We start from the raw sequence: 19153 nt of genomic DNA, 5'->3' as shown, positions 1-19153 counted from the left end.
CATGGCTTCTGCCGCTGTAAGCCCCGAGCGCCACGAAACGGTAGCGCTGGCCTGGACCAAGGCCGCCATCCTCGACTGCCTGGGCCAGGCGCGACAGGCCCTGGAGCGCTTTGCTGGCGAGCCGGGCGATTTGTCCATGCTGGCGTTCGTGGTCGACAACCTGCACCAGGTACACGGTTGCCTGCGCATGCTCGAGTTGCGCGGTGCGACGCGCCTGGCTGAAGAGCTGGAGCTGTTCGCCCGGGCCTTGGCCGAGGGCCAGGTCAGCCCACGCGGCGACTGCCTGGGGGCGCTGTTCCGTGGCCTGGAGCAACTGCCGTCGTACCTGGAACGGCTGCGCGGCGCGCGCCACGACCTGCCCTTGGTGATGCTGCCGTTGCTCAACCAGCTGCGTGCCTGCCGCGGCGTGGAGCCCCTGGCCCAGGCCAGCCTCATCAGTGGCACTGCCCAGCGCTTTGCCGGCTCCGATGACCTGGCCAACCTTGACCTGTCGCTGGGCAACTGGCGGGAACAGATGCAGGCCGGGCCCGGCCGCGATGCCCTGCGCTCGGTGGTGAGCGCGCTGTGCGACGACCTGATGCGCATCAAGGAACGCCTGGACCAGTTCGTGCGCGGCGACCGCCAGCACAGCGAACAGTCCGAAGCCCTGCTCGCACCGTTGCGCCATGTCGCCGACACCCTGGCAGTGCTGGGCTTCCAGCAGCCGCGGCGGGTGATCATCGACCAGGTGCTGGCGCTGCAGGCCTTGGCCCCCGGCGAGGGCTCGGTGGATGACGCGGTCTTGATGGATGTGGCGGGCGCCCTGTTGTATGTGGAGGCGACCCTCAATGGCATGGTCGGCCCGCTGGAAGAAAGCGGGCAGGGCGGGATGCCGGGCTCGGACCTCACCGAGATCCGCCAGTTGGTGCTGAGCGAGTCGCTGGCCGTACTGCAGCAGGCCAAGGACTTGATTGGTGATTGCCTGGAGTCCGACTGGCCCCGGCAGCGCCTGCAGCCGCTGCCGGGGCTGCTGCAGCAAGTGCGCGGGGCGCTGGCGATGCTGATGCTGCCGGGCCCTGCCGATGTGTTTGCCGGCTGCGCCAGCTACGTGCAACGCTGGTTGCAGCACCTGGACGTAGAGCCGCCAGCCGATGAGCTGGCGCACCTGGCCGATGCCCTGAGCGCAGCCGAATGCTACCTGCAATGGCGGGTGGCCGACCCGCTTGCCGATGCTCAGCCCTTCATCGAAATGGCGCGCGCCAGCCTGGCGGCACTGGGCGTGGTCTGCGCGGTCAGCGAAACCGGCTTCGGCCAACAAGACTACGGCGATGGCATCGACGACGAGCTGCGCGACGTGTTCCTCGACGAGGCCGGTGAACTGCTGCCGGAAATCGAGCGCCACTGGCTGCGCTGGCGAGCCGACAACCAGCAGCGCGAGGCACTGCTGGAAGTGCGCCGTGCGCTGCATACGCTCAAGGGCAGCGGGCGCATGGTGCATGCCGAGGCGGTGGCCGAGCTGGCCTGGGGCGCGGAGCACCTGCTCAATCGAATGCTCGAAGGCCGAAGCGTGCTCACCCCGGAAGGGGTGGTCGCCTTGCAGCAAGTGTTCGTCCACCTGCCTGACCTGTTGGCCGACTTTGCCGCCGGGCAGTTACCGCAGCTGACCGAAATCGAGCAACTGGCCGGGCATCTGCATGCCCTGGCCGAAAACGATGCGCCACCTGCTGCTGAGGTGGATGGCCTCGATCCGCACCTGCTGGACATCTTCCGCAGCGAGGCGCACGGCCACCTGGCCAGCCTCGAGGCATTCTTGCAGGGCGCCGACGGCCACGACACGCCGGTCAGCGACAGCCTGCAACGCGCCTTGCACACGCTCAAGGGCAGCGCCGCCATGGCGGGCGTGATGCCAGTCGCCGAGCTGGCCACCGCCTTCGACCGCCTGGCGCGTGAGTACAAGGGCCACCAGTTGCCCCTGCAAGTGGCGGAGATCGAATGGCTGGAGGCCGGGCGTTCATTGTTCCACCTGGGCCTGGCACAGCTGGACAGCACGCCGCTGGCGGCCATCCCGGGTGCCGCCGAATTGATCGAACAAGTGGGCCAGGCGGTGGATGTGCGCCTGGCCAGCCTGCATGAAGACCCGCAGCATGCGCGCCGCAACAAGCGCGACCCGCAATTGACCGCCAGTTTCTTGGCCCAGGCCATGGACATTCTGCTCGACGCCGAGTCGTTGCTGTCGCGCTGGCAAGAGCAGCCGGGGCAGCGCCAGGCGTTGGACACCCTGCTCGATGAGCTGACCAGCCTGGGCCACGCGGCGCACCTGGCTGACCTGTGGCAGATGGACGACGTCTGCGAGGCCCTGCTCGACGTCTATGGTGCCGTGGAAGAGGGCAGCCTGGCCGCCGACGCACGCTTTTTCGCCCAGGCGCAGGCAGGCCATGAAGCGCTGCTGGACATGCTCGACGAGGTGGCCGCCGGGCAGGAGATTTCGCCCAGGCCGGCGCTGATCGACAGCTTGCGCAGCCTCTTGGCGCAGGCCTTGGCACCTGAGGCCACGGGCCTTGTGGGCATTGATACGGTCACCCCGTTGCACCCCGACATGGACCTTGGCCTGGGGCCGTCGCGCAACCTGGCGCTGCCGCCAGAGAGCGAGCCGTTGACTGAAGAGCCTGAGAGCCCAGGCGACAAGGAGCTGCTGGAAGTCTTCCTGGAAGAAAGCTCGGACATCGTCGAAAGCGCCGCTGCGGCCCTGGCGCGCTGGCAGGCCGACCCGCGCAGCAGTGTCGAGGTGGATAACCTGCTGCGTGACCTGCATACCCTCAAAGGCGGTGCCCGCATGGTCGAGATCGCCGCCATCGGCGACCTGGCCCACGAGCTGGAATTTCTTTACGAACTGCTCGCTGCCGGCCGCCTGCCGCCGAGCCCGCCGTTGTTCGCTTTGTTGCAAAATTGCCATGACCGCCTGGCGCACATGCTCGATGCGGTGCGCCTGGGGCAGCCGCTGCATGCCGCCACGGCGCTGATCGACTACATCCGCAACTTCAGCAGTGCGGCCCTGACCGACAGCGCGGCCGGCCAAGGTGCTGTCGAGGCTTCGGCCCTCGAAGTGCCTGCTGCCGCGCCGGAGCGGGCAGCCGGCGACATGGTCAAGGTCGATGCCGAACTGCTCGACGACCTGGGCAACCTGGCCGGTGAGCATTCGGTGATCCGTGGCCGCATCGAGCAGCAGGTCAACGACGCGCAGTTCACCCTCAACGAAATGGAAACCACCCTGGAGCGCATGCGTGACCAGCTGCTGCGCCTGGATGTCGAGACCCAGGGGCGGATTTCCAGCCGGCAGCCGTTCGAGAGCGACGCCTACGACGATTTCGACCCCCTTGAAATGGACCGCCACTCGCAGCTGCAGCAGCTGTCGCGGGCCCTGTTCGAGTCGGCCTCCGACCTGCTCGACCTGAAGGAAACCTTGGCCCAGCGTGCTCAGGAAGCCTACGGCCTGTTGCAGCAGCAGGCGCGGGTGAACAGCCAGTTGCAGGAAGGCCTTACCGCGACCCTGATGGTGCCCTTCGAACGCTTGGTGCCGCGCTTGCAACGCGTGGTGCGGCAGGTGGCCAGCGAGCTGGGCAAGCAGGTTGAACTGGTGGTGGGCAATGCCGAAGGTGAGCTGGACCGCAGCGTGCTCGAACGCATGGTGGCGCCCCTGGAGCACATGCTGCGCAATGCCGTCGACCATGGCCTGGAAAGCCGCGAAGCGCGCCTGGCTGCCGGCAAGCCGGAGCACGGCACGATTCACCTGAACCTGTTGCACGAAGGCGCCGACATCGTCATCGAGATGACCGACGATGGCGCCGGCGTACCCTTGGAGGCCGTGCGGCGCAAGGCGATCAAGCGTGGCCTGCTGGACCCGCAGGCGCACTTGAGCGATCACGAGGTCTTGCAGTTCATCCTGCGCCCCGGTTTCTCCACCGCCGAGAAGATCACCCAGATTTCCGGGCGTGGGCTGGGCATGGACGTGGTGCACGAAGAGGTCAAGCAGTTGGGGGGCTCGATGACCATCGAGTCGGCCCAGGGCAAGGGCGCACGCTTTCTGATCCGCCTGCCGTTCACGGTGTCGATCAACCGTGCGCTGATGGTGCACCTGGGCGAAGACCAATACGCGATCCCACTCAATACCATCGAAGGCATTGTCCGCGTGCCGCCTGCGGAGCTTGCGGCCTGCTACCAGCTGGATGCCCCGCGTTACGTCTACGCAGGCCACACCTACGACCTGCGTTACCTGGGTGAATTGCTGCAAGGCCAGCCACGGCCCAGCCTGCTTGGGCAAAGCGTGCCGCTGCCGGTGCTGCTGGTGCACTCTCAGGAACAGTCGTTCGCCATCCAGGCTGACAGCCTCTCACCCAGCCGGGAAATCGTGGTGAAGAGCCTCGGCCCGCAATTCGCTGCGGTCGCCGGGTTGTCGGGCGCGACCTTGTTGGGCGACGGCCGCGTCGTGTTGATTCTCGACCTGCTGGGCCAGTTGCGTGGCCAGCAACGGCGCCTGGCGCGCTTGCCGGGCGGCGGCGATGCCCAGCGGCAATTGTTCGGCCCGGCGCCGCGCCGGTCACTGCTGGTGATGGTGGTGGACGATTCGGTCACCGTACGCAAGGTCACCAGCCGGCTGCTGGAGCGTCATGGCATGAGCGTACTCACTGCCAAGGACGGGGTCGATGCCATGGCGCAGTTGGAAGAGCATCGGCCGGATGTGTTGCTGCTGGACATCGAGATGCCCCGCATGGACGGTTTCGAGGTGGCTACGCGCATTCGCCGTGACGAGCGCCTGAAGGATTTGCCAATCATCATGATCACCTCGCGCACCGGGCAGAAGCACCGCGACCGGGCCATGGCCATTGGTGTCAACGAATACCTGGGCAAGCCTTACCAGGAGTCTGTGTTGCTGCAGAGCATCGCCCACTGGAGCCAAGCCCATGCTTGAACTGATCTCGGGCCAGCGCAGCAGCCTTACCGGCCTGTTGTTGCCCTTGGGCGACCGTACCTTGGTCTTGCCCAATGTCGCCGTGGCCGAACTGTTCGGCCAGCGCAACCTGGTGTGCCAGCGTGGCGAGCCCGCCTGGCACCTGGGCTGGATCGACTGGCGCAAGCAGCGTTTGCCACTGATCGGCTTCGAGGCGGCATGCGGCGGCGAAACCCCGTGTGGCGAGCGCGCGCGCATCGTGGTGCTCAATGCCCTGGGCGATACCGGGCTGCGCTACCTGGCGGTGCTGCTGCAGGACATCCCACGGTCGTGCAAACTCGACAGCCAGCTCAATTATGTGGATGTGGCGCTGGGCAGCCTGGAGCTGGCGGCGGTGCAGGTGGGCGAGCAGGTGGCGCGGGTGCCGGACCTGATAGCCTTGGAACGGCTGGTGCGTGACGCGGATCTGCAACCTAACTCTGGATAATAAGGTGTTTGCTCTGGCCTCTTCGCGGGGCGAGCCCGCTCCCACAGGGATCGAATAATGCCGGGCAGAAGCTGTACCTGTGGGAGCGGGCTTGCCCCGCGAAGAGGCCAAAGCTGATTGTCTCAGGAACCCAGCCCCTCACAGGAGGTCTGTGTTTGCATGTATTACGGTGAACGCTTCAACGCCTGGACCCATTTGGTCGGCGCCATTCTGGCTTGTATCGGTGGCATCTGGCTGATCGTCGTCGCGGGCCTGCAGGGCGATCCTTGGAAGATCGTCAGTTTCTCCATCTACGGCGGCACACTGCTGCTGCTCTACAGCATTTCCACCCTCTACCACAGCACGCGTGGGCGGGCGAAGGTGATCATGCGCAAGCTCGATCACCTGTCGATCTACCTGCTGATCGCCGGCAGCTATACCCCGTTCTGCCTGGTCAGCTTGCGCGGGCCTTGGGGCTGGAGTTTGTTCGGGGTGGTCTGGGGGCTGGCGGTGATCGGCATGCTGCAGGAGATCAAGCCCCGCTCCGAGGCGCGGGTGCTGTCGATCATCATCTATGCGGTGATGGGCTGGATTGTCCTGGTGGCGGTCAACCCGCTGCTGCGCAGCCTCGGTACCGCCGGCTTCGCCTGGTTGGCGGCCGGCGGGGTGTTCTACACGGTGGGCATCATCTTCTTTGCCTTCGACAGCCGCTTTCGCCACTGGCACGGCATCTGGCACCTGTTCGTGATCGCCGGCAGCCTGCTGCACTTCATCGCCCTGTCGTTCTACGTACTTTAGGCGCAGGGTTAAAAATCGCCCCACAACTGCTGTGCCACCGACAGCGCCACCACAGGCGCGGTTTCGGTGCGCAGCACGCGTGGGCCGAGGCGCGCGGCGTGGAAGCCGGCGGCTTTGGCCTGGTCGACTTCCGCGTCGTTCAGGCCGCCTTCTGGGCCGATCAGGAAGGCCAGGCGTGACGGTGTTTCGTGGCTGGTCAGTGGTTCGGCCACCGGGTGCAGGACCAGTTTCAGGTCGGCTTCGGTGGTTTTGATCCATTCGGCCAGTGTCACCGGCGGGTGGATCACGGGCAGGCTCGACCGGCCGCACTGTTCACAGGCACTGATGGCCACCTGGCGCCAGTGGGCCAGGCGCTTGTCGGCGCGTTCGTCCTTGAGGCGCACTTCACAGCGCTCGCTGACGATCGGGGTGATTTCATTGGCGCCCAGTTCGGTGGCCTTTTGAATGGCCCAATCCATACGCTCGCCACGGGACAGGCCCTGGCCAAGGTGGATGTGCAGCGCCGATTCGGCCTGGCCAGCCAGGGCCTGGTCCAGCGTCACGCGCACGGTTTTCTTGCCGACTTCGAGCAACTGGCCACGGTATTCCTGGCCGCTGCCGTCGAACAGCTGCACGGCGTCACCGGGGGCCATGCGCAGCACGCGGCCGATGTAATGGGCCTGGGCTTCGGGCAGGTCATGCTCGCCAAGGCTCAGGGGGGCGTCGATGAAGAAGCGGGACAGTCTCATGGTTCAGCTCGGACGAAAAGGGATCATGTGACCCTGTGGGAGCGGGTTCACCCGCGAATGCGAAGGTGGGGGCAACATCGCATTCGCGGGTAAACCCGCTCCCACAGGGTCGGCGGCGGGCTTTCGGGCCTAGCCCGGGTCGCGGAAGTCGGGGTGGAAGTTGGCCGGTACGGCAACGCTTACGCTATCGCGGGTGGCGATGTCGATGCCTTCGCTGGCCACCTCGGCGAGGAAGTCGATCTGCTCGGGCGTGATCACATACGGCGGCAGGAAGTACACCACGCTGCCCAGTGGGCGCAGCAGCGCGCCGCGGGTCAGGGCGTGCTCGAATACCTTCAGGCCGCGGCGCTCCTGCCAGGGGTAGGCGACCTTGCCGGCCTTGTCCTGGACCATCTCGATGGCCAGGGCCATGCCGGTCTGGCGGATTTCGGCGACATGCGCATGGTCGGCCAGGTGCGCGGTGGCCGTGGCCATGCGCACGGACAAGGCCTTGTTGGCCTCGATCACGTTGTCCTGTTCGAAGATATCCAGGGTCGCCAGCGCTGCGGCGCAGGCCAGCGGGTTGCCGGTGTAGCTGTGCGAGTGGAGGAACGCGCGCAGGGTCGGGTAGTCGTCGTAGAAGGCCTGGTACACGGTATCGGTGGTCAGGCACGCGGCCAGCGGCAGGTAGCCCCCGGTCAGTGCCTTGGACAGGCACAGGAAGTCTGGGCGGATGCCGGCCTGTTCGCAGGCGAACATCGTCCCGGTGCGGCCGAAGCCCACGGCGATTTCGTCGTGGATCAGGTGCACGCCGTAGCGGTCACACGCTTCGCGCAGCAGTTTCAGGTAAACCGGGTGGTACATGCGCATGCCGCCTGCGCCCTGGATCAACGGTTCGATGATCACCGCACTGATGGTGGCGTGGTGCTCGGCCAGGGTTTGCTCCATGGCCTGGAACAGGTTGCGCGAGTGTTCTTCCCAGCCCATGCCCTCAGGGCGCAGGTAGCAATCGGGGCTGGGCACCTTGATGGTGTCGAGCAGCAGCGCCTTGTAGGTTTCGGTGAACAGCGGCACATCGCCCACCGACATCGCGGCAATGGTTTCGCCGTGGTAGCTGTTGGTCAGGGTGACGAAGCGCTTCTTCTCGGGTTTGCCGATGTTCTGCCAGTAATGGAAACTCATCTTCAACGCGACTTCGATGCAGGATGAGCCGTTGTCGGCGTAGAACACCCGGTCCAGCCCGGCTGGGGTCATGGCGACCAGGCGCTCGGACAGCTCGATCACCGGCTGGTGGCTGAAACCGGCCAGGATCACATGCTCCAGCTGGTCCACCTGGTCCTTGATGCGCTGGTTGATGCGCGGGTTGGCATGGCCAAACACGTTAACCCACCAACTGCTCACGGCGTCCAGGTAGCGCTTGCCTTCGAAGTCCTCCAGCCACACCCCTTCACCACGCTTGATCGGGATCAGCGGCAACTGCTCGTGGTCTTTCATCTGGGTGCAGGGGTGCCACAGGACCTTGAGGTCACGTTGCATCCACTGATCGTTGAGGCCCATGGGTACTTCTCCTGGCTTTGCTGCTGGCTTGGACCGCGTAAGCCTAAGCAAAGCTGGAGGGCACCACAACCGCTGGCGGTCAATGTCGTCGGGTACCGGTCCATTCGAGCTTGCGAATGTGCACCGTGCCGGCCTGCGAGGTGGAGATGGTCAGGCGCCGGAAGGGGCCGTCGATGACCTGGTGATAGGGACGCGTGGAGATGGGGCCTGGCAGAAGGTCGGTGAAGCCGCTGCCCTCGATGGTGAGCCAGTAGAAGTTGCGGGAGGCTGGCGCGACCAGATCGTAGTCGTAGTTCCTGGCATCAAACAGCATGTGCAGGTCGTCACAGAGAAAGTCGCTGACTACGTAGTATTCCAGCCGTAAACACTCGACCTCCTGGGAGAAGGTGATCTCCACATCGCTGTGTTCGCCAATCACCAGCTCCGTGCCGTCTTCGCCCTTGAGCGCTTCGTGAAAGCCTGTCCAGGACGTGCTGTTAGAGCGGATGCTCAGGCCAGATGCCGTGCAAAGTGTCTGCTTGTGCCACAGAAACTGTCGTTCGACATGATTGAAACGCTCCTCGAAGATCATGCGCAGGCCCTCCTGGCGGGCTTTTGGCCATTGTCGCCAGCATCGCCTGCATGCCTATGACACCGCTACTGGCAAAAATGTCAGTTGCCAAAAGGACTTGATGTCGCCGTGCTGGCAGGGTTGGCAGAGCTGACGTATTCTTAACGCATCGCCTCGGGGCATTCCTGCCTCCCTATTTTTCTGTAACGTCTGACTCGGAGTTCGCCGACATGGCTGCTGCTTGGGTGCGCCTGTGCGCGTTGGTATTGATTGGTGTGTCCAGCGGTGCCGCGCTGGCAAAGGACAAAACACCTACGGCTATCGTGGTGGGTGGGGGCCTTGCGGGCCTCACTGCCGCCTATGAACTGCAGAGCAAGGGCTGGCAGGTGACGCTGCTGGAGGCCAAGTCGGGCATGGGCGGTCGCTCGGGCCTGGCCACCAGTGAGTGGATCGGCAACGCCAAGGCACAGCCGGTACTCAACCAGTACCTCGACCGTTTCAAACTTGAAACACTGCCGGCGCCAGAGTTCGTGCGTACGCCGGGCTACCTGATCGACGGTGAGTACTTCAGTGCGACGGACCTTGCCACCAAGCAGCCCGCCACTGCCGAGGCGCTCAAGCGCTACGAGAAAACCCTCGACGACCTGGCCCGTTCGATCGACGACCCGCTGAACCCGCAGGCGACCAGCACGCTGTTCGCCCTCGATCAGATCAACGTGTCTTCCTGGCTCGACAAGCTGCAACTGCCGGCCACCGCGCGTCAGCTGGTCAACCAGCAGATCCGTAGCCGTTACGATGAGCCGTCGCGCCTGTCGCTACTGTATTTCGCTCAGCAGAACCGCGTTTACCGTGGTGTCAGCGACCGCGATCTGCGTGCCGCGCGCCTGCCCGGTGGCAGCCCGGTGTTGGCCCAGGCGTTCGTCAAGCAGCTGAAGACCATCAAGACCAGCTCGCCGGTCACTGCCATCGTGCAGGACAAGGACGGCGTCACCGTCAAGGTTGGTAGCGTGGGCTACCAGGCCGATTACCTGGTCATGGCCGTGCCGCTGCGCGCCTTGGCCAAGATCCAGATGACCCCGGGCCTGGACAGCCAGCACCTGGCCGCGCTCAAGGGCACCAACTATGGCTGGCGCGACCAGCTGATGCTCAAGTTCAACAAGCCGGTGTGGGAAAGCCGTGCCCGTATGTCCGGCGAAATCTTCAGTAACGCAGGCTTGGGCATGCTGTGGATCGAACCGGCGCTGAAGGGCGGCGCCAACGTGGTGATCAACCTGTCCGGCGACAACGCCCGCCTGCTGCAGGCATTTGGCGACAAGCAGATGGTCGACCAGGTACTTATCCGCCTGCATGCGTTTTATCCACAGGCCCGCGGTTCGTTCACCGGCTACGAAGTCAAACGCTACAGCACTGACGCTGGCACCGGTGGCGCCTACCTGGCCTACGGCCCAGGGCAGATCAGCAAATACTGGCGCCTGTGGGAGCGCCCGGTGCAGCGCATCAGCTTCGCCGGTGAGCACACTGACGCCCTCTACCCAGGCACCTTGGAAGGCGCCCTGCGCAGCGGTCAACGCGCGGCGGGCCAGGTGCAGGACCTGCTGGCCGGCAAGTCGTTCGACCCGGCCAAAGCCGTACCGGTCGCGGCAGCAGCAGCAGGCGCCGCGGCGGCCAAAGACAAGGGTGGGTTCTTCTCCAACCTGTTCGGTGGTGCTTCCGACAAGGCTGAAAAGGGCGACAAGGTGGAAAAAGCCCCTGCCAAGGCCGAGCCGGTGAAAGAAGAGGCCAAGCAGGACAAGCCAGGTTTCTTCAAGCGCCTGTTTGGTGGGGCTGACAAGCCTGAGGTGAAAGCCCAGCCGATTGCCAAGGCCGACGAAGTGGCCCCGGCACCGGCGCCACAGGCCGCTCCAGAACCGGTTGCACCGGCGCCTGTGGCCAAGGAAGCCGCGGTAAAACCTGCTGCTGCCAAGCCTGCCGCGACCAAAACCGCGCCTGCCAAGCATGCCCCGGCCCACAAGCCGGCGGCAAAACAGGCGCACAAGCCTGTCGAAGCGAAAAAGGCCACGGTCAAATCAGAGCCCGCGAAGAAGCCAGTGGCCAATACCCAGGCCAAGGCGGGTTGACTGATCGACAGTGCCGGCCTCTTCCTCCTGTAGGCGCAGCGTTGTGCTGCGAAGAGGCCGGCACTGGCAACCTTGAACTCACCGACTATCGTTAATGTTTCCTTAATAGGAAGCTTTCACAATATCCATCGGATTTCTCGATAATCCGAAGCAATTTTTTCCGCTTTTATTCGATACGTTACGCGTTAGTCTGTGCACAGCTTTCACGGGGAAACACGCCAACATGCAACTGCGCAATTCACCTTCTCGCTACGGCGTGGTCAGCATCATCCTGCACTGGGGTGTCGCGCTGGCAGTCTTCGGCCTGTTTGGCCTGGGGCTGTGGATGGTCGGCCTGGATTACTACGACCCTTGGCGCAAGTCGGGCCCTGACCTGCACAAGAGCATCGGCCTGGTGCTGCTGGCAGTGATGCTGCTGCGCGTACTCTGGCGTTTCATCAGCCCGCCACCGCCGGCACCGGCCAACCACGGGGCACTCACCCGCGTGGCCGCCAAGCTGGGCCATCTGGCACTGTATGTGGGGCTGTTCGCGGTGATGATCGCCGGTTACTTGATCTCCACCGCCGACGGTGTCGGTATTCCGGTATTCGGCTTGTTCGAAGTACCGGCTCTGGTCAGCGACCTGCCCGATCAGGCGGACCTGGCTGGGGTGATCCACCTCTGGCTAGCCTGGGGCCTGGTGATTTTTGCCGTGCTGCATGGCCTGGCAGCACTGAAACACCACTTCATAGACCGTGACGCGACCCTGATCCGTATGCTGGGCCGCAAAGCTTGACTCTCAACCTCAATTGCAAGGAATAGAAAGGATGTTGAAAAAGACTTTTGCCGCTCTGGCGCTCGGTACTGCACTGTTCTCCGCTGGCCAGGCCATGGCCGCTGACTACAAGATCGACAAGGAAGGCCAGCATGCGTTCGTCGACTGGAAGATCAGCCACCTGGGCTACAGCTTCATTCACGGTACCTTCAAGGACTTCGACGGCAACTTCAGCTGGGACAGCGCCAAGCCTGAAGCGAGCAAGATCAACGTCGACCTGAAGACTGCCAGCCTGTGGTCGAACCACGCCGAGCGTGACAAGCACATCGCCAGCAAAGACTTCCTGGACGTGAAGAAGTACCCGGACGCCAAGTTCGTGTCGACTGCCGTCAAATCGACCGGTGAGAAGACTGCCGACGTGACCGGTGACCTGACCCTGCACGGCGTGACCAAACCGGTCACCTTCAAGGCCACCTTCAACGGTGAAGGCAAAGACCCATGGGGCGGCGAACGTGCTGGCTTCAACGCCACCACCACGCTGAACCTGAACGACTTCGGCATCAAAGGCCCAGGCGCGACTTCGCAGACTCTGGACCTGGATATCAGCCTTGAAGGCGTGAAGCAGAAGTAATTGCGTTATAGCTGAAACCGCTGGGGCCGCTACGCAGCCCTTTCGCGACACAAGGCCGCTGCTACAGAGAAACGCATTCTTCTGTAGGAGCGGCCTTGTGTTGCGAAAGGGCCGCGCAGCGGCCCCAGTTTTTTACAATCAGCGATTGCGCGTCAGCAGCGCAGGTCGCTCGCCGCGTGGGCGGCTTGGCAGATCGTCCAGTTGCTCAGGCGTTGGGTAACGATCGAGTTTGGATTCCTTGCGGATGATCACTGGCTGGTTCTGCGGCTCACGCGAGCTGCGGACTGCAGGTTCCTGACGCGCAGCATCATCGCGCGCCGGGCGACCGCGACCACCGCCGTTGTTGTCACGGCGTGCACCACCGCCTGCGTTATTGCGCGGTGGGCGTTTCTCGCCGCTGGCGCTGCGTGGCTGGCCACCCGTGCGAGGTTGGCCGCCGTTGTTATTGCGTGGAGCCGCACCTTGGCCCTGGCTTTGACCTGCGCCAGTGCCACCGCCAGGACGGCGGTTACGCCCCTGGTTCTTGCCCTGGTACGGGCTGACGTAGTCAGCGCGGTTGCCAAAGTTGTCGACTTCGTCATCCAGGAACTCGTCCGGGGCACGGTCGGCCGGTGCTTTCGGTGTGCTGTTCTGGCTGGCTTGCTGCTGGCGTGGCTTGTTGTCACGCGGCTTGCGCTGTTGCGGCTTGTCGCCCGCCTTTTCCTTCTCGGCAGGCTTCTCGGCAGCGTGCTGCCGGGTCTTGCCCTTGTCCTTGCCTTTGTCTTTGCGGCCGCCGTTGGCGTCTTTGCCGCCTTCGCCGCGTGGCTGGTTGCGACCGCCACGGCCGGCGTTTTGCGGGCGTTCGCGCACTTCCGGCTTCTCGGCCTCGACCTGGCTTGCGTCGAAGCCCATCAGGTCGCCGTCAGCAATCTTCTGCTTGGTGACCCGCTCGATGCTCTTGAGCAGCTTCTCTTCATCAGGTGCGACCAGGGAAATGGCCTCACCCGAACGGCCGGCACGGCCCGTACGGCCAATGCGGTGGACGTAGTCCTCCTCGACATTGGGCAGCTCGAAGTTGACCACGTGGGGCAACTGGTCGATGTCCAGGCCGCGGGCGGCGATGTCGGTGGCAACCAGTACACGTACCGCGTTGGCCTTGAAGTCGGCCAGGGCTTTGGTGCGGGCGTTCTGGCTCTTGTTACCGTGGATCGCGGCGGCGGTCAGGCCGTGCTTTTCCAGGTACTCGGCCAGGCGGTTGGCGCCATGCTTGGTACGGGTGAAGACCAGCACCTGTTCCCAGGCACCCTGGGTGATCAGGTGTGCCAGCAGCGCACGCTTGTGGCTGGCGGGCAGGCGGTAGATGCGCTGCTCGATGCGCTCGACCGTGGTGTTCGGTGGGGTGACCTCGATGCGCTCCGGGTTATGCAGGAGCTTGTCGGCCAGGTCGGTGATGTCCTTGGAGAAGGTGGCCGAGAACAGCAGGTTCTGGCGTTTGGCCGGCAGGCGGGCAAGGACCTTCTTCACGTCATGGATGAAGCCCATGTCGAGCATGCGGTCGGCTTCGTCGAGAACCAGGATTTCGACGTGGGCCAGGTCGACCTTGCCTTGGCCAGCCAGGTCGAGCAGGCGGCCAGGGCACGCGACCAGTACATCGACACCTTTGGCGATGGCCTGGATTTGTGGGTTCATGCCGACACCGCCGAAGATACAGGCGCTGACCAGCGGCAGATCACGGGCATAGACCTTGAAGCTGTCATGCACCTGGGCGGCCAGTTCGCGGGTCGGAGTCAGGACCAGTACGCGCGGCTGGCGCGGGCCATGGCGCTGCGATTTGTCAGGGTGGCCACCCGGGAACAGGCGCTCGAGGATCGGCAAGGCGAAACCGCCGGTTTTACCAGTACCTGTCTGGGCAGCGACCATCAGATCACGGCCTTGCAACACGGCGGGAACAGCCCGCTGTTGCACCGGAGTCGGCTGGGTATAGCCCGCAGCCTCGATAGCGCGGACAAGAGCCTCGGAGAGACCGAGGGAAGCAAAGGACATGGGCAATCCTGTTCTCGTGTGGGCTGGGCCCGTTGGGATGTTCTGCCTGGCGCGACGGGCATCGGTGAGATGCGATCGCGTCCGGTCCAGCTTGGCTTTCACTGCACATCCAGGAAGCGGAGGGCTGACGCGATGGTGCGTCGTTGCCGATCGGGATGCCTGTTGCTAGGCCGAGCGTCCGGGCGTAAGCCTGGCGGGAAGGCCCGAGTATAACAGAGCTATCGCGACGTGCTGCTTTCCTGCTGCTCAACGGCGTTGAGAATGTTTCCGATGTCGCCTATGTAGCGGTGGCTGATGGCAGCGTAGGCGGGTTCCTGCTTGAAGCGTTGCAACTCTTCGGAGAACGCCTGGGCCAGTGCTTCTCGCCCGGGTTTGCGGGTCAGCCCCAGGTATTGCGCCTGTCGGCTGACCACCCAGGGCAGCTCTTCGATGCGTTGTTCAAGGCCCAGCTGGCGCATCAGGTAGCGCCCGACCCTGCGGTCGGTAATCAGCAAATCGATACGCCCCCGCAGCAGTTTGCCGAAGTTGGCTTCATGGGTAGGGGCTGCTTCGCGGCGAAAACGCGGCGAATCGTTGAATGCGGCGCCGTAGGTGTAGCCGGGCGATGTGCCGACGGTCAGCCCCGCAAGGTCGTCCAGCCCATTGACGGCATGGCGGCGGGGGCGGGCCTGAAACAGCACGAACTCTACATCCGACATGGGCTCCGCTGGGTAGACCAGATAGGGCTTGCGCGTGTCGAACTGAAAGATATCCACAATCCCGTCGGCCAGCCCTTGCTCGATCATCGCCAGGCAGCGCTTCCAGGGCAGGAACTGCCATTCCACTTCTACCCCCAGGCGCCTGAATACCTGGGTGGTCACTTCGTAGTCGATGCCCCGGGGTTGGCCGTCTTGCTGGTACACATACGGTGCCCAGTCGTCGGACACCAGGCGCAGGCGTTCGGCCAGGGCCAACGGGCTCAGGCAGGCGAGCAGCAGGATCCAGAACAGGCGGGTGGTGGCGAGCATGGGCCGCAGATTACGCGCTCGGCCTGCTCAAGGCCAGTGAAGCGGCGGCTGTTCAGGCCTGTGCCGGCTTGAGCAGGTGCGCTTCGATAGCCTTGCGCTGTTCCCCGAGCGACAGGCGCAGGCCCGGGTGGCGCAGGCACTGGCGCAGCTGTTCGGGTTCGATGCGGCCGTTGCGCGCATTGAAGTTCTCCAGGGCTTTGTCCCACCAGGCCGATGCACAGGCCCGGTCGAACTCGTTAGGGTAGGGGTAGCTGCCATACAGTAATTCGCGGGCAAATTGCCGCTCGTGGCTGGGCAGGGTCAGGCTCAACGCCTTGTAGCCCAGCCGATGCAGGGTCGGCGGCCGCGGCAGTTGATCATTGACCCGCGCAACATCGGCCAGCGCGGCTTCACACAGCGGCGCATCGCCATGTTTGCGCAGCCAGGCCTGGATCTTGGCGCGGAACTGGGCCTTGCGGCTCCAGTAGTGGTGGATGACGTCGGTGCACTCGGCCAGCTGCAGTTTGCGGTAGGCCGCCACGGCCAGGCAGAACTCTTCGAGGGTGTAGGCCTCGCGGGCCAGTGGGTAGAACTGGTCCATCATGGCGATGGAGTGGTCCAGTGCCTGCGCGTCTTCGGCGGTGAGCCCGATCACGCCCGAGTTGATCAGCGGCATCTGGCAATCGGCCAGGCCTTGGGCCTGGAGGACGGACAGCAGGTTCTTGTACAGCAGGCATTTCTGGTTGGCGCCGTAGCGCCCGCCGATGGCGTTGCACAGCAGATAGCCAGGCGCGACCCGCTGGAACAGCCGCATCGGTGACTGACGGAAGAAGGTGTCGGTATCGATCAGCACCGCCATTGCATGCTGCGTCAGCACCTGGCGCAGCAGCACATGCTTGCTGCGAAAGTGATAACCATGCGGGGCATTCCACGCCGCGCGCGTGGCGTCGTCGAGCAGGTGCAGCGTGACCGGCAGCTTGGCATAGGGCGCCGGGTTGTCGGTATAGACCTGAATATCCAGCGCCTCGCCTGCCGACACGTCCAGGTGGGCAAGGGCACTGACGATGCTGAAGCAGGCTTCCTGGTGGTAGGTGGCCGGGCCGAAAGCCAAGTAGACGAGCTGAGGGCGCGATGGCTGGGGATGCTGCATGTCAGGCAAGACCTGTTTAACCCGAAAATAAATAAGGCCTTAGTCTATGACCAAAGCCTTAATCATTTCTTAATCAGATATTGCCAAAAAGTTTCAGCGAGGCAGCTTCAGGTTGTTCCAGATCGCCAGGCTCGCTTCGGCCTGGTTCAAGGTATAGAAGTGCAGGCCCGGTGCGCCGCCTTGCAGCAGTTGTTCACACATGCGGGTGATCACTTCTTCGCCGAAGGCCTGGATGCTGGCGGTGTCGTCGCCATAGGCTTCCAGCTGCTTGCGGATCCAGCGCGGGATCTCGGCGCCGCAGGCGTCGGAGAACCGGGCCAGCTTGCTGTAGTTGGTGATTGGCATGATGCCGGGCACTACTGGGATATCGACGCCCAGTTTCTGCGCACGCTCGACAAAGTAGAAATAGCTGTCGGCGTTGAAGAAGTACTGGGTGATGGCGCTGTCGGCACCGGCCTTGACCTTGTGCACGAAGTTGGCCAGGTCGATCTCGAAGTTGCGGGCCTGGGGGTGCATCTCGGGGTAGGCCGCCACTTCCAGGTGGAAGTGATCACCGGTTTCCTGGCGGATGAATTCGACCAGGTCGCTGGCGTAGCGCAGCTCGCCGCTGGCCATGCCCATGCCGGAAGGCAGGTCGCCACGCAAGGCGACGATGCGCTTGATGCCAGCAGCCTTGTACTCGGCAAGCAGGGCGCGCAACTCTTCTTTGGTGTCGCCGACGCACGACAGGTGCGGTGCGGCAGGTACTTTCACTTCGCTCTCCAGCTGCAGCACGGTGTTGAGTGTGCGGTCGCGGGTAGAGCCGCCCGCACCGTAGGTGCAGGAGAAGAAATCGGGGTTGTAGGTGGCTAGCTGGCGGGCAACGCCCATCAGCTTTTCGTGACCGGCATCGGTCTTGGTCGGGAAGAATTCGAAACTGTAGCGGCGTTCTTGTGACATCTCTGTTTCCTCAGCTGCAGGCCATGAGCCGCACGCTGCAAGTAAAAGCCAGGGCGGTGGGGGCCGGCCTGGCTTGGGCATCGATCAAGATTAAACGACTACAAGCGCCCGCGGGCATGCCGCCGGGCGCTTGCCGCTTAGTAGCGGTACGCGTGTGGCTTGAACGGGCCTTCGACAGTCACGCCGATGTAGTCGGCTTGCTGCTGGGTCAGCTGGGTGACCACGCCGCCGAAGCCGCGGACCATTTCCAGGGCCACTTCTTCGTCGAGCTTCTTGGGCAGCACTTCAACGGTCAGGCGTTCGGCTTTCTTCTCGGCCGACAGGTCGGCGTACTTCTGCTCGAACAGGAAGATCTGTGCCAGCACCTGGTTGGCGAACGAACCGTCCATGATGCGGCTTGGGTGACCGGTGGCGTTGCCCAGGTTCACCAGACGGCCTTCGGCCAGCAGGATCAGGTAGTCGTCATTTTGCGGGTCGAAGCTGCCAGCGCCGGTGCGGTGGATCTTGTGCACCTGCGGCTTGACCTCTTCCCAGGCCCAGTTCTTGCGCATGAAGGCGGTGTCGATCTCGTTGTCGAAGTGGCCGATGTTGCAGACTACGGCACGCTTCTTCAGGGCCTTGAGCATGTTGGCGTCGCAGACGTTGACGTTACCGGTGGTGGTGACGATCAGGTCGATCTTGCCCAGCAGCGCTTTGTCGATGCTGGCCTCGGTGCCGTTGTTGATGCCATCGATGAACGGCGAGACCAGCTCGAAGCCGTCCATGCAGGCTTGCATGGCGCAGATCGGGTCAACTTCGGTGACCTTGACGATCATGCCTTCCTGACGCAGGGACTGGGCCGAGCCCTTGCCCACGTCACCGTAGCCGATCACCAGGGCTTGCTTGCCCGACAGCAGGTGGTCGGTGCCACGCTTGATGGCGTCGTTCAGGCTGTGACGGCAGCCGTACTTGTTGTCGTTCTTGCTCTTGGTGACCGAGTCGTTGACGTTGATCGCCGGGACTTTCAGCTCGCCCTTGGCCAGCATGTCCAGCAGGCGGTGCACGCCGGTGGTGGTCTCTTCGGTGACACCGTGGACGCGGTCCAGAACAGCTGGGTACTTCTTGTGCAGCAGTTCGGTCAGGTCGCCGCCGTCGTCGAGGATCATGTTGGCGTCCCATGGCTGGCCATCCTTGAGGATGGTCTGCTCCAGGCACCACTCGTACTCTTCCTCGGTTTCGCCTTTCCAGGCGAACACCGGGATACCGGCGGCAGCGATGGAGGCAGCGGCCTGGTCCTGGGTGGAGAAGATGTTGCAGGACGACCAGCGCACTTCGGCACCCAGGGCAACCAGGGTTTCGATCAGCACGGCAGTCTGAATGGTCATGTGGATGCAGCCCAGAATCTTCGCACCCTTGAGCGGTTGCTCGGCGAGGTACTTGCGACGCAGGCCCATCAGTGCAGGCATTTCCGATTCGGCGATGATGGTTTCGCGACGGCCCCAGGCAGCCAGGGAGATGTCAGCGACTTTGAAATCGGTAAAACCAGCAGGCGTGTTTACAGCGCTCATGAGAG

14 protein-coding genes are annotated in these 19153 nt (G+C 63.9%); 6 read left to right on the top strand and 8 right to left on the bottom strand.

Going from position 1 to position 19153, the window contains the following annotated elements; genetic code table 11:
* The first annotated feature begins 1 nt into the window (after position 1).
* The 3 genes from ACMCNM_RS25690 to trhA all read left to right on the top strand — a co-directional run bounded on the left by ACMCNM_RS25690 (position 2) and on the right by trhA (position 6188).
* The gene (locus ACMCNM_RS25690) at positions 2–4945 is read left to right on the top strand and encodes an Hpt domain-containing protein (protein ID WP_412765657.1); all 4944 of its coding nucleotides are present in this window, start codon (positions 2–4) and stop codon (positions 4943–4945) included.
* Entirely contained in the window at positions 4938–5411 is a 474-nt protein-coding gene (locus tag ACMCNM_RS25685) for a chemotaxis protein CheW (protein WP_099455548.1), read from the top strand. Before ACMCNM_RS25690 ends, ACMCNM_RS25685 begins: the two co-directional genes overlap by 8 nt.
* 159 nt (positions 5412–5570) lie before the next feature.
* Positions 5571–6188, top strand: coding sequence for a PAQR family membrane homeostasis protein TrhA (trhA, locus tag ACMCNM_RS25680; protein ID WP_099455547.1), 618 nt, complete (start codon positions 5571–5573; stop codon positions 6186–6188).
* An 8-nt stretch (positions 6189–6196) separates the two neighbouring features.
* Here trhA and ACMCNM_RS25675 read toward each other — a convergent pair whose 3' ends face one another.
* The 3 genes from ACMCNM_RS25675 to ACMCNM_RS25665 all read right to left on the bottom strand — a co-directional run bounded on the left by ACMCNM_RS25675 (position 6197) and on the right by ACMCNM_RS25665 (position 9023).
* Positions 6197–6916 (bottom strand): 16S rRNA (uracil(1498)-N(3))-methyltransferase, encoded by a 720-nt coding sequence (locus ACMCNM_RS25675; protein WP_027592441.1) that lies wholly within the window; start codon positions 6914–6916, stop codon positions 6197–6199.
* Between the two features lie 129 nt (positions 6917–7045).
* A complete protein-coding gene (locus ACMCNM_RS25670; protein WP_027592442.1) occupies positions 7046–8452 on the bottom strand; it encodes an adenosylmethionine--8-amino-7-oxononanoate transaminase in 1407 nt (468 codons plus the stop codon).
* A gap of 79 nt (positions 8453–8531) precedes the next feature.
* The gene (locus tag ACMCNM_RS25665; protein ID WP_412765656.1) at positions 8532–9023 is read right to left on the bottom strand and encodes a hypothetical protein; all 492 of its coding nucleotides are present in this window, start codon (positions 9021–9023) and stop codon (positions 8532–8534) included.
* 209 nt (positions 9024–9232) lie between these two features.
* Between ACMCNM_RS25665 and ACMCNM_RS25660 the strand changes: the two genes are divergently transcribed.
* From ACMCNM_RS25660 to ACMCNM_RS25650, 3 genes are all read left to right on the top strand, one after another.
* Positions 9233–11119, top strand: coding sequence for a flavin monoamine oxidase family protein (locus ACMCNM_RS25660; RefSeq protein WP_265968820.1), 1887 nt, complete (start codon positions 9233–9235; stop codon positions 11117–11119).
* A gap of 223 nt (positions 11120–11342) precedes the next feature.
* A complete protein-coding gene (locus ACMCNM_RS25655) occupies positions 11343–11894 on the top strand; it encodes a cytochrome b (protein WP_099430628.1) in 552 nt (183 codons plus the stop codon).
* Between the two features lie 31 nt (positions 11895–11925).
* The gene (locus ACMCNM_RS25650; RefSeq protein ID WP_027592446.1) at positions 11926–12504 is read left to right on the top strand and encodes a YceI family protein; all 579 of its coding nucleotides are present in this window, start codon (positions 11926–11928) and stop codon (positions 12502–12504) included.
* Positions 12505–12642: 138 nt separating this feature from the next.
* On the opposite strand, the gene ACMCNM_RS25645 is transcribed toward ACMCNM_RS25650, so the two are convergent.
* The 5 genes from ACMCNM_RS25645 to ahcY form a co-directional block, all read right to left on the bottom strand.
* A complete protein-coding gene (locus ACMCNM_RS25645) occupies positions 12643–14526 on the bottom strand; it encodes a DEAD/DEAH box helicase (RefSeq protein ID WP_186677267.1) in 1884 nt (627 codons plus the stop codon).
* A gap of 218 nt (positions 14527–14744) precedes the next feature.
* Positions 14745–15533, bottom strand: a complete 789-nt coding sequence (locus tag ACMCNM_RS25640; protein WP_412765655.1) for a substrate-binding periplasmic protein — start codon at positions 15531–15533, stop codon at positions 14745–14747.
* 52 nt (positions 15534–15585) lie between these two features.
* The gene (locus ACMCNM_RS25635) at positions 15586–16662 is read right to left on the bottom strand and encodes a hypothetical protein (protein ID WP_412765654.1); all 1077 of its coding nucleotides are present in this window, start codon (positions 16660–16662) and stop codon (positions 15586–15588) included.
* Between the two features lie 93 nt (positions 16663–16755).
* On the bottom strand, positions 16756–17601 hold the full coding sequence (gene metF / locus ACMCNM_RS25630) for a methylenetetrahydrofolate reductase [NAD(P)H] (RefSeq protein ID WP_027592451.1): 846 nt from the start codon (positions 17599–17601) through the stop codon (positions 16756–16758).
* Positions 17602–17738: 137 nt separating this feature from the next.
* Complete coding sequence (gene ahcY / locus ACMCNM_RS25625) at positions 17739–19148, bottom strand: adenosylhomocysteinase (RefSeq protein WP_027592452.1); 1410 nt, start codon at positions 19146–19148, stop codon at positions 17739–17741.
* Between the last annotated feature and the right edge of the window lie 5 nt (positions 19149–19153).

Source organism: Pseudomonas sp. NGC7 (assembly GCF_047159675.1).
In the GTDB taxonomy this organism is placed as follows: Bacteria; Pseudomonadota; Gammaproteobacteria; order Pseudomonadales; family Pseudomonadaceae; genus Aquipseudomonas; species Aquipseudomonas kermanshahensis.
This window is presented reverse-complemented; position numbering and strand designations above follow the sequence as displayed.

Bases quoted from the DNA above. Each gene is read 5' to 3' on its own strand.
- ACMCNM_RS25690 (WP_412765657.1), top strand. From the start codon at position 2: ATGGCTTCTGCCGCTGTAAGCCCCGAGCGCCACGAAACGGTAGCGCTG.
- ACMCNM_RS25685 (WP_099455548.1), top strand. From the start codon at position 4,938: ATGCTTGAACTGATCTCGGGCCAGCGCAGCAGCCTTACCGGCCTGTTG.
- trhA (WP_099455547.1), top strand. From the start codon at position 5,571: ATGTATTACGGTGAACGCTTCAACGCCTGGACCCATTTGGTCGGCGCC.
- ACMCNM_RS25675 (WP_027592441.1), bottom strand. From the start codon at position 6,916: ATGAGACTGTCCCGCTTCTTCATCGACGCCCCCCTGAGCCTTGGCGAG.
- ACMCNM_RS25670 (WP_027592442.1), bottom strand. From the start codon at position 8,452: ATGGGCCTCAACGATCAGTGGATGCAACGTGACCTCAAGGTCCTGTGG.
- ACMCNM_RS25665 (WP_412765656.1), bottom strand. From the start codon at position 9,023: ATGATCTTCGAGGAGCGTTTCAATCATGTCGAACGACAGTTTCTGTGG.
- ACMCNM_RS25660 (WP_265968820.1), top strand. From the start codon at position 9,233: ATGGCTGCTGCTTGGGTGCGCCTGTGCGCGTTGGTATTGATTGGTGTG.
- ACMCNM_RS25655 (WP_099430628.1), top strand. From the start codon at position 11,343: ATGCAACTGCGCAATTCACCTTCTCGCTACGGCGTGGTCAGCATCATC.
- ACMCNM_RS25650 (WP_027592446.1), top strand. From the start codon at position 11,926: ATGTTGAAAAAGACTTTTGCCGCTCTGGCGCTCGGTACTGCACTGTTC.
- ACMCNM_RS25645 (WP_186677267.1), bottom strand. From the start codon at position 14,526: ATGTCCTTTGCTTCCCTCGGTCTCTCCGAGGCTCTTGTCCGCGCTATC.
- ACMCNM_RS25640 (WP_412765655.1), bottom strand. From the start codon at position 15,533: ATGCTCGCCACCACCCGCCTGTTCTGGATCCTGCTGCTCGCCTGCCTG.
- ACMCNM_RS25635 (WP_412765654.1), bottom strand. From the start codon at position 16,662: ATGCAGCATCCCCAGCCATCGCGCCCTCAGCTCGTCTACTTGGCTTTC.
- metF (WP_027592451.1), bottom strand. From the start codon at position 17,601: ATGTCACAAGAACGCCGCTACAGTTTCGAATTCTTCCCGACCAAGACC.
- ahcY (WP_027592452.1), bottom strand. From the start codon at position 19,148: ATGAGCGCTGTAAACACGCCTGCTGGTTTTACCGATTTCAAAGTCGCT.